At 41.4% G+C, this 16,258-nt stretch carries 11 protein-coding genes; all 11 read right to left on the bottom strand.

Going from position 1 to position 16,258, the window contains the following annotated elements:
• Nucleotide 1 precedes the first annotated feature (1 nt).
• A complete protein-coding gene (locus KZA12_RS01505; RefSeq protein WP_201622309.1) occupies nucleotides 2–757 on the bottom strand; it encodes a uracil-DNA glycosylase in 756 nt (251 codons plus the stop codon).
• Between the two features lie 357 nt (nucleotides 758–1,114).
• Nucleotides 1,115–3,652, bottom strand: a complete 2,538-nt coding sequence (gene clpA / locus KZA12_RS01500) for an ATP-dependent Clp protease ATP-binding subunit ClpA (protein WP_218688967.1) — start codon at nucleotides 3,650–3,652, stop codon at nucleotides 1,115–1,117.
• A gap of 674 nt (nucleotides 3,653–4,326) precedes the next feature.
• A complete protein-coding gene (locus tag KZA12_RS01495; RefSeq protein ID WP_201622311.1) occupies nucleotides 4,327–4,737 on the bottom strand; it encodes an ATP-dependent Clp protease adaptor ClpS in 411 nt (136 codons plus the stop codon).
• A 97-nt stretch (nucleotides 4,738–4,834) separates the two neighbouring features.
• Nucleotides 4,835–5,812 carry a hypothetical protein gene (locus tag KZA12_RS01490; protein ID WP_201622312.1) on the bottom strand — a complete coding sequence of 326 codons (978 nt, stop codon included), beginning with the start codon at nucleotides 5,810–5,812 and terminating at the stop codon, nucleotides 4,835–4,837.
• Nucleotides 5,813–6,012: 200 nt separating this feature from the next.
• A complete protein-coding gene (argC, locus tag KZA12_RS01485; RefSeq protein WP_218688966.1) occupies nucleotides 6,013–7,080 on the bottom strand; it encodes an N-acetyl-gamma-glutamyl-phosphate reductase in 1,068 nt (355 codons plus the stop codon).
• Nucleotides 7,081–7,157: 77 nt separating this feature from the next.
• Complete coding sequence (gene hemE, locus KZA12_RS01480; RefSeq protein ID WP_201622314.1) at nucleotides 7,158–8,294, bottom strand: uroporphyrinogen decarboxylase; 1,137 nt, start codon at nucleotides 8,292–8,294, stop codon at nucleotides 7,158–7,160.
• 109 nt (nucleotides 8,295–8,403) lie between these two features.
• Nucleotides 8,404–9,576: a glutamate 5-kinase gene (gene proB, locus KZA12_RS01475; RefSeq protein ID WP_201622315.1), complete on the bottom strand. Its 1,173-nt coding sequence runs from the start codon at nucleotides 9,574–9,576 to the stop codon at nucleotides 8,404–8,406.
• 116 nt (nucleotides 9,577–9,692) lie between these two features.
• Complete coding sequence (gene cgtA / locus KZA12_RS01470; protein WP_218688965.1) at nucleotides 9,693–10,925, bottom strand: Obg family GTPase CgtA; 1,233 nt, start codon at nucleotides 10,923–10,925, stop codon at nucleotides 9,693–9,695.
• A 545-nt stretch (nucleotides 10,926–11,470) separates the two neighbouring features.
• Entirely contained in the window at nucleotides 11,471–12,913 is a 1,443-nt protein-coding gene (locus KZA12_RS01465) for a glyceraldehyde-3-phosphate dehydrogenase (protein WP_218688964.1), read from the bottom strand.
• 343 nt (nucleotides 12,914–13,256) lie between these two features.
• The gene (locus KZA12_RS01460) at nucleotides 13,257–14,510 is read right to left on the bottom strand and encodes a lipocalin family protein (protein ID WP_218688963.1); all 1,254 of its coding nucleotides are present in this window, start codon (nucleotides 14,508–14,510) and stop codon (nucleotides 13,257–13,259) included.
• 401 nt (nucleotides 14,511–14,911) lie between these two features.
• Complete coding sequence (locus tag KZA12_RS01455; RefSeq protein ID WP_218688962.1) at nucleotides 14,912–16,054, bottom strand: NUDIX domain-containing protein; 1,143 nt, start codon at nucleotides 16,052–16,054, stop codon at nucleotides 14,912–14,914.
• Between the last annotated feature and the right edge of the window lie 204 nt (nucleotides 16,055–16,258).

Below are 16,258 nucleotides of genomic sequence, written 5' to 3'. Positions count from 1 at the left end.
GCTACTGCGGTAATTGCCAGTCAATAGGGGTTTTGCCATATTGTGCTAAATAGTCGTTAGTCTTTGAAAAGGGTCTAGTACCAAAGAACCCGCCACGATTGGCTGCTAGTGGTGAGGGGTGCACGGCAGTTAAGATAAGATGCTTATCAGTATTAATATATTTACCAGTTTTTTGCGCTTTACTGCCCCATAAAATAAATACTGTATGCTCGGTTTGTTGATTTATCACTTCAATAACCGCGTCAGTGAACTGCTCCCACCCTGCGTTTTGATGGCTATTAGGCTCGCCTTCACTGACCGTTAAAGAGCTGTTTAGCAATAACACTCCTTGTTCAGCCCAATACGTCAGATCGCCATGCTTAGAAGTAGCAGTACCGATATCCTGAGCCATCTCTTTTAGCACATTATTAAGCGAAGGTGGTTTAGGAATGGTCTTAGGCACTGAAAAAGATAAGCCCATAGCTTGACCTGGGCGATGATAAGGATCTTGGCCTAAAATGACTACTTTGACATGCGCTAAAGGCGTTAAGTTAAAAGCATTAAACATCAGATTGGCTGGCGGATAGATATTAGCCTCTGATTGATAGGCTTGTTTTAAAAAAGCACGCAATTGATCCATATTGTCAGAAGTTAGCTCTTCTTCCAAGGCTATTTTCCAGTCCTGTGGTAATCGCACATTATCCAAGATAGCTTTTTTTTCTGCTGCTGTTTTATTATTACTGACAGCTTCATCGTCATTTTTATCAAACAAATTCATAGCCTTATTCCTTTATTTATAATTTTATAACGGAGCGAGTTTACAGTGGCGCTAGGATAACGCTTTTTAGCCAGATTTACTGACATTTGCAAGTGCATTATTAAGCTAATTATAGTAGCAAAAAAATCGCTTGTTTTTCATTATTACCCTTAATAATTATAGCCAATAGTTGTATTTCATAGCTATATTAAATAACTATATTTAATAATAATAAAAACTTTGATACGACAAAAATTTGATACAAGACTGTTTGAATATAACCCTCTAGTAAGACAAATTATCTTAAGGCTGGGCAAATAGCAGCTATAAAAAAACGGCTACCGTAGTAACCGTTTTTTATAAAGCAAAAGCTCTAGCTTAGCTTGCTAATGATTCAGAGTCTGAACGTGGCTCATGGGTTTCGACTACTGTGAGTATAATACGGCTATCCGCTGAACCTTTATCACTGTTTTTATCAAGGTTAACCGAGTCTGTATCCGCCGTTTTCTCTGGCTCTAAAGTGAGATGTACTACCCCACCGTTGACCAAATCACCAAACAAAATCATACTCGCCAACGGCTTTTTGATTTCGTCTTGAATCAGACGCTGCATTGGACGTGCGCCCATTAAACGATCGTAGCCTTTGTCCGCTAAGTACTCACGAACCTCATCATCAATCTCTAAGGTAACTTGCTTATCATCAAGCTGAACTTGCAATTCAACTAAGAACTTATCAACTACTGAGACAACCACTGATGCATCTAAAGCATTAAACTGGATAATTGCATCGAGACGGTTACGGAATTCAGGAGTAAAGACCCGTTTGAGTGCTTCATTATTATCACGGCTATGATCCTGCTGAGTAAAGCCCATAGAAGAGCGACTAATACTATCAGCACCAACGTTAGTGGTCATAATGACAACCACTTGTTTAAAGATAGCTACTCGGCCGTTATTATCAGTCAAAGTACCATGATCCATGACCTGCAATAGCAAGTTAAAGACATCTGGATGCGCCTTTTCAATCTCATCAAATAACAAGACACAATGCGGATGCTGATTGATCTTTTCAGTAAGCAGGCCGCCTTGATCATAACCAACATAGCCCGGTGGTGCACCAATTAAGCGTGAAGCAGTATGAGCTTCCATATACTCTGACATATCAAAGCGTACTAACTCCACACCCAACAAATTGGCCAATTGACGTGAGACTTCTGTCTTACCAACCCCAGTCGGGCCAGCAAACATAAATGAGCCTATAGGCTTATCAGGTGCTTTAAGACCGGCACGTGACAGCTTAATGGCGTCAGCTAGATTAGCAATTGCCTCGTCCTGACCAAATACTAAACGTTTTAGGTCACGGTCTAAGTGCTGAAGGATGCTCTTATCATCACTGGATACTGACTTGGGTGGAATGCGTGCTAGCTTAGCGACGATAGCTTCAATATCACTCACATCGATTTTTATAGGTGCTTTATTACCCTTAACTTTACCAAGACCGGCTTGCTGCGTATCGTTATCAGAACTAGAATCATCGTTTGCTTTAGCAGCAGTAGAATCATCAAGCATCTGGTTTTCGATATCATCATCTTCATCATAATCTGACTCATCGATCTGTTTTTCTAAATCAGCGATAAAGCTTTCTTCAGCTTGAATATCGTCGGCATCAGGAATCACTCCTAAACGCTTATAAGCACCCGCTTCATCGATAACATCAATTGCCTTATCGGGCAAGAAACGCTCATGGATGTGCTTAGCGGATAGCTGTACTGCACTTATCAAAGCTTCATCGGTATACTCAACATTATGAAACTCTTCATAACGCGGTTTAAGACCTCGCAAGATATCGATGCTCTCATCGATAGTTGGCTCTTTTACATCAATCTTCTGGAAACGACGTGACAATGCATGATCTTTTTCAAACACTTGACGATACTCAGTAAACGTCGTTGAGCCTACACAACGTAACTCACCGTTAGCAAGGGCGGGTTTGATAAGGTTAGACACATCCATATTACTGCTCATTGACGAACCAGCGCCAATGATCATATGAATTTCATCGATGAATAAAATAGCGTTAGGCTTGTTCTTTAGCGCATCAAGTAAAGACTTCATGCGCTTTTCAAAATCACCACGATATTTTGTACCGGCGATTAGTGCTCCTATATCTAGGCTATAAATCACACAACCATTTAGCGGTTTAGGGGCTTTGTCATTAATAATCAACCAAGCTAAACCTTCAGCGATAGAAGTCTTACCAACGCCCGGCTCACCAACCAATAGCGGATTGTTTTTACGGCGGCGGCATAATACTTGAGCCGCACGTTCAATCTCCGGGCCACGACCAATCAACGGATCAGTCTTGCCTTCGGCAGCACGCTGATTTAAGTTAGTAGCAAACTCGACCAACGGATCTTTACTAGTCTTTTCAGAAGCACTACGACGTTCGCCAGTGCTCGACGCACGCGGCTCAATTGACTCAGCCTTATCTTGACCATGTGACAAGTATTGAGTGAGTTCCAGACGACTGATACCTTGCTTTTTGAGCAAATAGACAGCATAAGTGTCATGCTCTGAGAACATAGAAACTAAGACATCTGAGCCTTCAACTAAACGACCACCGCCAATAGATTGCACGTGAAATATTGCCCGCTGCAAAATACGATCGAAGCTTTGAGTAGGTTGTGGTGACTGCTCTATGTCGACATCTACAGTCGGCGTATGCTTATTAATATAAGCTTCAAGTTCCGTGCGCAAACTTGAGACATTAGCATTACAAGCCGTTAAAGTATTAACAGCATGGGTGTTTTCCAGCAGGGCTAACAACAGATGTTCGACGGTAAGATACTCGTGTGATTTTTGACGCGCAAGCGTCATAGCTAAACGTAAAGACACTTCAAGATGACGACTTAACATAACGGATTCCTACGGTTATACCTATCTTTATAAGCGGATAGCTTTATGAGTTACTTGATTGTTAAATCAGGGCGGTAAACAGTTTGTTCAAGGGCGATGGCATCATTATTACGTAATAGTATCAAACGAGAACACGTTACTAACCGCGTTAATAATTATCATAGCAATGACAATAGACATGCATTCATATCAACATGATAAACGCTTAGAGTCAATCTTTTAAGCGCTGCTAAAATGTATCAAAGCTTGTAACTAATGGCACAAGTTAGATTAGGTGTTGCTAATTTGTAGAAAAAATCAGCTATTAGAGTAGCAATGCTAGAGAACTAAAAAGATACTTTTATGAAAACTAGATAATGAAACTAAAGAGTAAAAAGTGGAATGATCGAACAGATAATAACGAATGATACTTATGCTGATGACAAGTAGTATATAAGGCTGTTTGGTGAGGAAATCAAGAGTAAATAATACGCTTATTATCAACCCTTAGTGTCAAGAAGTTAAGTTGGTTTGTGACAAGGATAAAAGACTTATAAATATAACACTTAGATAAAAAGCAACACTGATGACCGTGAGTCATGGCTAGCGAGGGCGCCAGCCATCATAAACTGGCATAGGTAACGAGATGAGCATGACTATGCGTGCAACCAACTATTATTAGCGAACGTTACTAATTACTCGCCTTGATGTGGTTCAATTTGGGTCAATAAAGGATAGCCTTCACGATGGGCCAGACTGTTGACCTTTTTGGCTTTGGTTTCGGCGATATCTTTTGGATATATCCCAGCGATACCTTTGCTGGTATTGTGAATAGTGAGCATAATTTCGACAGCAGAGTCTACATTATGACGAAATTCTGACTGCAAAATGTACACTACAAACTCCATCGGAGTGTAATTATCGTTGTACATCACCACGGCATACATTGGTGGCTTAGCTACTTCTGGCTCAGCAACCAATACATCTGCCTGCGGAGTAGTCTCGCCTGCAGGGTCGCTATCTTGGGCACGCTGATCTACTGGTATATTTGGAAAATGCCAGTCAGCTACGGTTTGCTCATAAGTCATTAAGGTCTGCTTTGTCATAAAATCAATTCAAAATTTATTGTTAAACAAGAGTAATAAAGCAGATAGTACCAATGGCCATTAACAAGTAATGACTATTATAAAAACATAACTATGGCTACTGCGACTGTTGCGGATTTTTTCCGTTGATACTGGCAAGTTTTTCACTACCTATAGGGCTTTGATCAACTTCTGGTAAGTCCATTAACGACAACGGCATACTATCTACCATAGCCCCTACTGTCCAGTTATAAAGCTGCTCAACCTCTTCATTACCCGCCTTCAAACTAAGCTTAACTTGTAGAGGCTTAAACCCAGCTGGCATCACAAAACGACCACGAATACGTACAATACCTTGGATAGAAAAACGCGAAGGATCTAAAGGTACTTCTACAAAATCGTCTTTATTTTGTAAGGTTAACACAGCAGTCAGAGTCTTAGCTGAGGCATCTTTACTAAGCATACCTATATCAAAACCGTATTCAAAAGCATTCTCTGGCAAAGGTTCAATTTTTGCACCAAGTACTTGCAAAGGCATCCCACCCTTTTCACTGATAAAATCAGCGTAGAACTCATTAAGTTGGGCTACTTGTTTACTCTCAACTTCTAACTCCTGCTTGCTTTGACGCAGCTCGTCTAAATTTTTCAGACTAATCGACAGCTCTTGTTTGGCTGTAGCCGCTGTACTAGCAAGGACTTTATTGCTCATACGCAAGTCTTTGAGCTCAGTAGTAGCCTGTTCGCTGTTCTCAATCACTTGCTTGTTTTTAGAAGCTTGAGAGTAATAACCACTCTGATAACCTAGCTTGTGACCTAGCAATACTGCAACAATCGAAGTTACTAATATAGCGACCACGAATAAGGCTAACAGCAAAGTACTAGCACCGCTTTGTTGCCTACTAATACGGTGATGGTAATTGCTATTATAAGCAGTAGAAGGCATGCAGCTGTCTATTGTAGCGTCTGACACTAAGGTATCATCAGCAAGCGCACTAACTATAGTATTGGGTGCAGCAGTTGATGCTGTAGATGCAGGAGCGTAACACAACAATCGTGCAGGCTGCGAATGCAAGCGTAGGGCAGTCTTAACACGCATTTATACGGGTACTCTTAACAGTAAAGGCGAAGTATTATAACGGAATTTACCGTCAATACCTAGCATGAGGCTGTAACCACAGTGACTAAAGCGTAAAAGAGATTCAGTCATCAAATCCCCTATTTCATTAGTCATCAGCGCTTACAGTCATAAAAAATCTATCTAACAAACTATATAAAGCAACAACTAGCAACTTAGCGTTAAGGAACAATAGGGGCCGCATTTAGTCCCAAGCTTTCATTGAGACCAAACATAACGTTCAAGTTCTGTACTGCTTGCCCTGCTGCGCCTTTGACCAAATTGTCTTGCACGACCATTATAGTCAGCTCAAGCCGCTCATTATCTTGATGGACAGCTATACGCAAACGGTTGCTAGCACGCACACTACGGGTATCTGGATAGCTACCGCTCGGTAACACATCTATAAACCCTTCTTTTGCATAACTATTCTCAAATGCTTGCTGCCAATCGACAGCAGTGCCTGCCGCTGTTAGCTCTAAATGAATAGAGCTGAACATACCGCGTATCATCGGCACTAAATGGGGTAAAAAGCGCACACGTTGGCTGAATTTGCTGGCTAGTAATTGCTCAATGCCTTGCTCAATCTCTGGTAAATGTCTATGACCGGTGACTCCATATGCTTTGAAATTATCAGTAGCTTCAGCATAATTGAGTGCCAAACTTGCCTGCCTACCGGCCCCAGAAACCCCAGACTTTGCGTCGATTATAATGCGCGGCTCAATCAAACGCTGAGACTGCTCATTTTGCAAAGTAATAATCGGCTTTAGACCTAAAATAGCAGTCGTCGGATAACAGCCAGGATTACCTACTACTAAAGCGTTAGCAATCTTGTCACGGTTCAATTCAGGCAAGCCGTAAACCGCTGTCTTTAACAGTTCAGGACAAGCATGCGGCTGTTGATACCAATGCTCAAAATCTACCAAAGACTGCAAGCGAAAATCAGCCGCTAGATCTATGACTTTAACACCAGCTTGCGTCAGTGCTTGCGCTTGTTGCATAGCCACTCCATGTGGAGTAGCAAAGAATACCACATCGCATTTTTGTAAGGCAGCTAAAGTATCATCGCCCAGATCACTAAATACGATATCTGAGATACCGCGAAGGCTGGGGAATATATCGTCAGCGCGTCTGCCCGCCTCACTACGCGAGGTTAATAGGTCAATAGACACCTCAGGATGAGCAGACAACAAACGAATAAGTTCAATACCGGTATATCCTGTACCGCCGACTATAGCTGCTGAAATCATAAGTCTTCCTATTACTTATCTATATTACTTAACAAAATAATAATTAATAAACTACTGAGTTATATAACCCTTAAAAGCTACAGTTTATAATCGTGTACGGCATCGATGAAGACTTTGGCGTTTTCAGGATTAACCCATTGAGTAATACCATGACCTAAATTGGCAATATAGCCTGTTTTTTCACCATTAGCATAAGCTAAGTCTAACATAGCGTTGACTTCTGCCCGTATAGTCGCTGGTGAGCCATAAAGCGTTGCTGGATCTAAATTACCCTGAAGAGCCTTGCTACGCTGTACTTTTTTATTTTGCTCAGTAAGATGGCGTTGACTTTCAGTTAAGACTTGACGAGCGCGATCAAGTGGCATCGTCCAGTCTAGTCCTAAGGCATCAGCTTCACTATCAGCTTGCGTCTCTAGCCAGAGACCACCACCTTTAGTAAATAACACTACAGGAGTATGCGGATGACGTACTTTTAGTTCAGCAACGATACGCTTATTATACGCATGCGAAAATTCAATAAATTGACGATGGCCAAGCGCTCCGCCCCAACTGTCAAATATCTGTACGATTTGGGCACCAGCAACGATCTGGGCATCTAAATAATCAACCACCGAAATAGCTATCTTATCAAGCAACTGATGCAAAAACTCAGGCTTGCTATATAAGAAGCCTTTAGTATAACGATAATCTTTTGAGCTGCCGCCTTCAATCATATAAGTAGCAAGCGTCCAAGGGCTACCGGAAAAGCCGAACAAGGGTACTTGGCCGTTTAGAGCCTTACGGATACTAGTCACCGCACGCATCACATAATCAAGCGAATCATTCACATCGAGCGTTGGCAGACGGTCAAGATCTGCTTGCTCACGGATAGGATACTTAAACTTAGGACCTTCGCCAGCCTCAAAGTATAGACCTAGCCCCATTGCATCAGGAATAGTGAGGATATCGCTGAACAAAATTGCAGCATCTAAGTCCATACGACGCAATGGCTGTAGCGTGACTTCAGTAGCACGTGCAGTATCTTTGCACAAGCTCATAAAGTCTCCCGCCTCAGCACGAGTAGCTTTATACTCTGGTAAATAACGCCCTGCCTGACGCATCATCCATACTGGAGTAGTATCTACTGGCTCAAAACGTAGCGCACGTAGCAGTCTATCGTTCTTTAAAGGGGCGAAATCATGGTTAGACGTAGAATTTTGTTCTAAGACGCTCATGCCTAAATCTCCAAAATACAATAATATTTATTATTGTCAGAATTAAAATACTTATTATTAAAATAAAATCATTATCAAGACGGCTGCTATACAGTCGCTGCAATGGTCTTTACATAGATAAAGCTAAGTTATCGCGATGTACCATAACGATACGCTCTTCATTATTACCGAGAATTCTATCAAACTGTCCAGTGCGCTCACGAGCCACTCGACGGGCATCACTCGATGAAAAATTCACTTGGCCTACTGCTAAACGCTCACCAGTATCCTGATGGATAATCTGTACTACTTCACCTTCATCAAAATCGCCACGAACTTCAACGACCCCGACTGGTAATAAGCTTCTATTATTTTCAGTTATCGCTTTAGCAGCGCCAGCATCAATAATCAAAGTACCGGACATGCGTAGATGTGCCGCTATCCACTGTTTACGAGCAATAATTTTGTCTTGATCGTTAGTAGTTAGCAAAGTACCTACTGCTTCACCAGAAACTACCCGGGTGATAACATCATCGATAGCACCACTAACAATAACGGTCGGACAACCACCCATAGCGGCCAAACGACCAGCACGGATTTTGGTTAGCATACCACCACGACCTAATTTACCGCCGTCGCCAGCAATATCAAATAGATAGTCAGCCATAGCTCGTTCTTGACGAATCATTCTAGCATCAGGATTGTTACGTGGGTTATCAGTGAACACCCCTTCTTGATCGGTTAGAATGATGTATAAGTCAGCATTAACCATCGCTGCTGCCATCGCCCCTAGAGTATCGTTATCACCAAATTTTATCTCATCAATAGTAATAGTATCATTTTCATTAATGACTGGTAATACTCGCCACTCTAATAGCTGAGTCAGGGCGCTGCTGGTATTCAAATAACGACTACGGTTAGACAAATCATCGTGAGTAAGAAGCAGCTGAGAGCTTTGAATACCGTGTTGGATCAATGCCGACCACCAAGTTTCAATCAGACCCATTTGGCCAATAGAAGCACAAGCTTGTAGAGCGGCTAATTTCTTAGGGCGCTCATCAAGGTTCATGCGCACTACTCCTTCAGCTACGGCACCTGATGATACTAAGAGTACTTCTATCCCTTTGTTGTGCAATCTTGCAATCTGTTTTGCCCACTCGTAAATGGCAGTACGATCGAGACCCCGACCATTATTAGTTAATAGCGACGAGCCAATCTTGACAATAACGCGATGAATATCAAAGTTACGATCTTGTTTGATGAACCTTGCCTCTTCGGTCGCCTGTTCCCTGTCAACTGCCATAAAAACTCCTGTATGTTGCAAAAATTAAATCTAAAAATAGCTTATAAAAATTAACTCAACCATCATAACAGCAGTCTTAAGCAAGCTAGCTAGCAACTGCTGTTGATAGCAATAGCTTAAGGACTATAGACGACTTCAACACCGTCATCATCATCATCAAAACCTTCGTCATCATAATCAAAACTACTATCTTCTACTTCTAAACCTTCACGCTGGGCTTTACGAGCGGCACGATAAGCTTCACGCTGAGCTTCAGTATTGCGGCGCACTTCTATCTCTAAGCGCTCAAAACGTGCTTTTTGGGCTGCAGCAAATTCTGGATCTTCTTCTTCACGCTCACGCTCAAGTTCAATTTCATTCATCAAGTGGTATTTGACAGCGTCAGTACCTTCGCCCGTTAAGGTAGAAGTACGGAACACATCGCCAGTCCAACCAAGTTCAGCTACGATATGATTGCATAGCTCATCTAACTCTTCTGCATCGATAATTTGGTCAATCTTATTCAAGACTAAGATCTGTGGCAAATTAGCCAATTCAGGTGAAAAACGCTCAAGCTCATTAAGGATAATACGAGCATTGTTGACGGGATCAGTAGCATCAATAGGCTGGACATCGACAATATGTAGCAAACGGCGCGTACGTGCCACATGCTTTAAAAAGCGAATACCAAGACCAGCGCCTTCTGAGGCCCCTTCAATAAGACCAGGAATATCAGCCATAACAAAAGAGCGATGACGGCCGATATCAACTACGCCTAAATTAGGCACGATAGTGGTAAACGGATAGTCAGCAACCTTCGGTCTAGCAGCAGATACTTGACGAATAAAGGTGGACTTACCAGCATTAGGTAATCCAATCAACCCAACATCTGCAACAACTTTTAGCTCAAACTTAAGTACTTTAAGCTCACCTTCAAAACCTGAAGTGGCTTTACGTGGTGCTTGGTTGGTCGAGCTTTTGAAATGGGTGTTACCTAAGCCGCCATCGCCACCTTTGGCAATCAACAAAGTCTGATCAATCTCAGTCATATCACCAATAACTTCATCAGTCTCAGTATCAATAATCGTAGTACCAATAGGGACTGGTAAGAAAATATCATCTGACCCTTTACCAGCACAGTTTTTGCTGTGACCATTCTCACCGCGCATCGCATCGTAGCGACGGGTATAACGATAATCAACTAAAGTATTAGTATTGTCATCAGCGATGACATAAATGTCTCCACCAGTGCCACCGTCACCACCATCAGGGCCACCACGAGGAACGTACTTTTCTCGGCGGAAACTGGCGATACCATTGCCACCGTCACCCGCTTTTACCGTTACGACGGCTTCATCAATAAATCGCATGTTTCAATCCTTAATTGTCAATCTTACTTATAATCTATCAGAACAGTCATTGACTCTCTCATAGCGTTACAAGCTTAGAATATTGCAAGTTTTGGTAGCGCTACACTCAATATTGGTGTAGATAAAAGCTACCCTTTTTATACTAATAAAAGCTTTAATATTTAGAAAGTACTTAAAAATAAAATTCTCAACACTTAAAAATAAAAGCCTCAATACTGGAGTTCATAATCGAGCTAAGCAGCATAAATACAGCACTGCTATAAAAAAACAAACTAGCTGTATGATTAGCTATTATTATCAGCGAGTTTTTTGACGATTTGTAGTAGTTTATTTTAACAACAACTATTAACAAATGCTCCTAACAAAAATTACTACAAAAACACCCGATAACCAATCTGACTATCGGGTGCTATCTATTCTATCAATTTGCATCGATCATAGTATCACTAGTATAACATTGAACGGTAACATTGAAACGCTACCGACCGATCATAGCTAGCAATAAAATAGCTGACTGTTATTGATAAGCAAGCATCGGCTATCAATTAAGCTGGAAGCTGTGCGTAATTGATACCACCCATTTGGGTCGCCAAACGCAATACTTGCGTGCTGTAGCCGACTTCGTTGTCATACCAAATATATACAGTGGCATGATTATCAGTAACGATAGTCGCTTGAGCATCAACGATGCCTACATGCTTAGTACCAACAAAGTCAGTAGACACTGCTTCGGTAGAGTCAGTATAAGCAATCTGTGATTGCCAAGTGCTACTGTTAGCGATATTACGTAAAAATTCATTTAACGCATCAGCACTAGCTGGAGCAGTTTTTAGGTTTAAATTCAAAATGGCTAGGCTCACATTTGGCGTTGGTACACGGATAGCATTGCCCGTCAGTTTACCGCTAAGCTCTGGTAATGCTTTACCAACAGCTTTGGCAGCGCCAGTGCTAGTAATAACCATATTCAACACTGCACTACGACCACGACGATCGGCTTTATGATAGTTATCAATAAGGTTTTGATCGTTAGTGAAAGAGTGAATAGTCTCTACATGCCCATTCTCAATACCGAACTCATCGTTGAGTACTTTTAAGGTTGGGGTGATAGCGTTGGTAGTACAGCTAGCCGCACTCACGATAGTGTCATCGCCGACAGTGTCGTTATTGACTCCATAAACAACGTTTTTGATCTCGCCGCCAGCAGGGGCAGTCAATAATACTTTACTTGCGCCTTTTGACTGTAAATGCTTACCTAAGCCATCTTCGTCTTTCCAGATACCCGTATTATCAATAATCAACGCATCGTTAATACCATAAGCAGTATAGTCGATTTCACTTGGGTCTTTAGCATAGATAACTTGTACAAAACGGCCATTAATCAGCAAGCCATTATTGTCTTCATCGACGCTAACACTACCTAAAAAACCACCATGAACTGAATCACGCTCAAGTAATGAGGCGCGTTTGGCCAAATCACCAGCAGCGGCAGGACGCACAACAATAGCTTTTAGCTGTAAGCCCTTGACGCTCGATGCTTGCGAAAGTAGCAAGCGAGTCAATACTCTACCGATACGACCAAATCCGTACAGCACTACATCAGTGGCACCATTTACAGTATTATCATCTTTGCTCAGCGCTTGTAATACTTGCTGGATATCGCTGCCATTAGTAATTAACTGACCGACATCAACACGAGTAGCTTGGATATCACTAGCCGCTAAAGCTTTGACCATTGCTAACGTATCAGCAATCGCAATGGCTTTACTGTCTTGATGACGGATAGCTGCTTTTTGGTGCAGCGCTAGTACTTGGTTGATTGAGGTGGTATCAATAGCCTCACCAAACAAAGTAACTTGTACGTCTTGCTCATTATAGAGCTTATTAAGTAGACCGATTAATTCGATCACTTGTTGTTCTTGATTATTATAATCGTTCAAACGGTCTTGATGTAATTGGCGTAAGGTATTAGCATTGCTCACGAGAAACATCCTTATAGTCAGTAAAATGAATAGCACAATTAAGAGATAGGGTATAAATAGTTAAAACGCGGTAAAAAATGAGGCAAATAGCCTTGAGGGGAATAGCATTATTAATGTAGCTATAATAAGACAGCAACGAGGTCTAAATCATCACTGTCAGGGCCATAACAGCCTCTAAATCGCCTAGATTTTAGCCTAAAATGCCTTATTTTGCCAGTGATAACCGTAATTACTATTCTTTATGGGGGATAAAACCGCTTATTATCAGCATTGGCAAGCTAAATGAGGCAACTAAGTGGCGATAAACAGCAGGTAGCATGCGGATAACCAACCAATAGATAGCTGATAAATCTTAAGGCACTAAGTTAACAGTCTGACTACTTTGATGAGTCAACTTAAACTCTCTTAGATCGTAACCTTGTTGCTGAGCAATCTGACGATACTTAGCATAAGTTTGCTGACTAATATCAGGCGTACGACCTAGTAACCAAAGATAATCTTTGTCTGGGGTGCCTACTAAAGCTGTTTGATAATTAGCATCGCGCGCTAGTACCCAATAATCAGCACGGCCTACTGGCAACCAACGAATCCAAGAAGGCAAAAAGGTAACTTTTAGCTTACTACCAGTACTATCTACTGGTTTAGCTAAGCCATCTGCGGCAATCCCCTTGCCGTCTTTACCCACACATTTATTGGTAACAACGATACCTGATCCATCCGTTTTGCTAGTATAAGTAGCCGTCACATCGCGATCACAATTACGCTGAAAATACATAGGTAAACGGGCTATCTCATACCAAGTACCAGCATACTTTGCTAAATCGACACTATCCACTGTAGTAGGAGTAGTAGCAGATTTATGCATAATATCAGCAGGCTCAACCGCTAAGGTTGCCGCCTTCATACTAGCAGTAGGGCTACTACCAGTAGTAGTACTGCTAACTATGTTAGCTGGTGCTGCATAAGCAGAAAAGGCAGCTAAAGGTATAATAATTGCTAACGCAATAGCGGTATGCTTAAGTAAACCATTCATGAATATACGCTCTGGGATGTTGTTATGTTGTTGGTTGACGACTTGTTTGCACCCTAGCTTCGAGGGGTTTGACTTATCAGTATTTGTAATATTGCTATTAATTTTACTATTAATTTTATTATTATTGACAAGATTGCGGTTGCCACGGCTATTATGCATAAGGGGTTCGGCATTGTCAGCTTCGATATTTACCTGAATACCGCTAGTAGATGTAAAATCTTGAAAATCTTGCTTAATTTTTTTGCTTAGTGCATCGTTGCTATGTGCTATAGAGTTGCGAGAAAAACTAGTTTCGCTAGTCGCTTTTTTATAATCACCATTTATGTTCATAGCTTTTTCGACATAAGGCATACCTGATACACTGGCGGTATGCGCGTTTTTTTTATTAGCAATAACTTTAGCCATTGCTTGTGAAACTTCATTTTCGTAGCTGGCATCATTGCTGGCACGGCCAGTCTGGTGAGTGTTATCGCATCTCAAGTATGGACTACTGGCTTGGCTAAACTGATGCGACTGAGAACCAGCTGCCTGTGAATCAGTCCATACTGAATCAGGTAATCTATTGGTTTTCATAAAAAATACCATTATCAATTATATAATGAGTTATTAGAATGGCTGAATGACTTTCGATTGCTAGCTAACAGTATTAGTAACTCACACTGTCATCAACTAAAGTATATTCATTCTATCTGCATTTATGAGATAGAAAATGCTATCCAATTTCAAATTCTATAGTAGGCGCATGGTAGTCAGCTAACTAGTGTGGCAATGTAGGGAAAAGCAACGGTTTGTAAATAACAATGCACTGCATTCACAATTAGCAGTCACTAGTAACGGCTTTGTAATTTTTAGCTAAAACAATAACTTAAATTATAGCTGTACAGTATTTTACTATTGATTTTTATTATTGAACCATTCAGACGCCAGTGTATGTCACCTAGTAGCTCATGGCTCAAGCTTAAACTGATGCTAGATTAATGCATTAAAAATTGACGGATTCCTGCGATACTTGTGGCGCCGTGGCTAGTTGCAACTTGATTTAACTTTGGCGCTAGCCCCCCTAAAGCGATTACTGGCATATCAGCTAGTTGGGCTAACGATGACCAAGCTTTCCATCCTAACGGCCTAGTATCAGGATGGGTTGCCGTTGCTAGTACTGGCGCTAAAAAAATACCGATAACCGGCGGCTGTTTATGTTGCAAGCGTATCGCAGCTAATTTATTAGCGATTTGAATACTAGCTACATCGTGGCAACTGACTATCAAGGGATAGGCGGTAGTCAAGGGTTGCCTATCTTTAGCACTATGTTGGCAAGAATCAAACCACTCTAACAGCTCGCTATGGCTAAGATGCACAGCATTGACTCGCCTATTCAGGCTTCGATCATCTGAGGTGTTACTAGTTTCAGGGCTGATTTTAACATTGTCTTGGTTGGGCACTATGCTATAAATATCAGCTCTTGATGCTAGTAGCTGCTCGGCAAGGGAAGCTGAGTGGTGATCTTTGACCCTGATATAGACCCAAGCGCCTCTGGCGATATGCTGCTCATGGTAGTTTAACCATGCCTTACGGCTATTATCAGCTGAGTGAAAGTGCGCTAAAGGATAGCTAATACTTATCTGTGCTGGCAGTCGCAACCAAGCCAAGATCGTCTGATTAGCTGCCGGTAATGGATACTGCCCTGCTAACAGCTCAGCTTCATCGACCCAAGTTAAGGCTTGCCCTTCTGACCCATAAGTATCATTTTTGTGTCGTTGATATTGCTCGCTACTAAGCGCCACTTTATAGACCTGCAAGCATACTTTTTTATCGCCATAATCATGATACAAACGACCCAGTTTCACTGCGACATTGATACTAGTATTACTGATATCAATAGCAGTCTCCTCGCTCACTTCCCGTATCAATGCCGCGCTTGCATCCTCACCCTTGTCTATCTTGCCGCCAACGAACTCATAGCGATCACCTTGATGTTGGTTACGGTTACGAAACCCTAGCAAGTACTGTTGTTTATAATGAATAACCGCTACTGCCACATTGATAACCGTAGCAGCTTGATCATTATTTGGCTTATTAGTATCGATAGCGGCTTGCTGCGCTACAACTTCACCTTGCATAAATCACACCTAAAAAATTTATAATTAGCCTGAGTACGGTTTTTTTGTAGTAGAAAAGTCCGTAGTAGTACTCATTATAAAGGCTTAAATACATCAGTTTAGTTAATTGCTAATATTTATTTATTTAATTGCTTGCAAATTACAAAATAGTAAATGATAATGATTATCGTTACTTAAGCAAAGTTAGTGTTTTCCAACTTCTGT

The organism is Psychrobacter sp. BF1, from assembly GCF_019279065.1.
Lineage (GTDB): Bacteria > Pseudomonadota > Gammaproteobacteria > Pseudomonadales > Moraxellaceae > Psychrobacter > Psychrobacter urativorans.
This window is presented reverse-complemented; position numbering and strand designations above follow the sequence as displayed.

Excerpts from the sequence above, each read along its gene's own strand:
- clpA (WP_218688967.1), bottom strand. The coding sequence starts at position 3,652 with ATGTTAAGTCGTCATCTTGAAGTGTCTTTACGTTTAGCTATGACGCTT.
- KZA12_RS01465 (WP_218688964.1), bottom strand. The coding sequence starts at position 12,913 with ATGTTTCTCGTGAGCAATGCTAATACCTTACGCCAATTACATCAAGAC.
- KZA12_RS01460 (WP_218688963.1), bottom strand. The coding sequence starts at position 14,510 with ATGAAAACCAATAGATTACCTGATTCAGTATGGACTGATTCACAGGCA.
- KZA12_RS01505 (WP_201622309.1), bottom strand. The coding sequence starts at position 757 with ATGAATTTGTTTGATAAAAATGACGATGAAGCTGTCAGTAATAATAAA.
- proB (WP_201622315.1), bottom strand. The coding sequence starts at position 9,576 with ATGGCAGTTGACAGGGAACAGGCGACCGAAGAGGCAAGGTTCATCAAA.
- KZA12_RS01455 (WP_218688962.1), bottom strand. The coding sequence starts at position 16,054 with ATGCAAGGTGAAGTTGTAGCGCAGCAAGCCGCTATCGATACTAATAAG.
- argC (WP_218688966.1), bottom strand. The coding sequence starts at position 7,080 with ATGATTTCAGCAGCTATAGTCGGCGGTACAGGATATACCGGTATTGAA.
- KZA12_RS01490 (WP_201622312.1), bottom strand. The coding sequence starts at position 5,812 with ATGCGTGTTAAGACTGCCCTACGCTTGCATTCGCAGCCTGCACGATTG.
- hemE (WP_201622314.1), bottom strand. The coding sequence starts at position 8,294 with ATGAGCGTCTTAGAACAAAATTCTACGTCTAACCATGATTTCGCCCCT.
- cgtA (WP_218688965.1), bottom strand. The coding sequence starts at position 10,925 with ATGCGATTTATTGATGAAGCCGTCGTAACGGTAAAAGCGGGTGACGGT.
- KZA12_RS01495 (WP_201622311.1), bottom strand. The coding sequence starts at position 4,737 with ATGACAAAGCAGACCTTAATGACTTATGAGCAAACCGTAGCTGACTGG.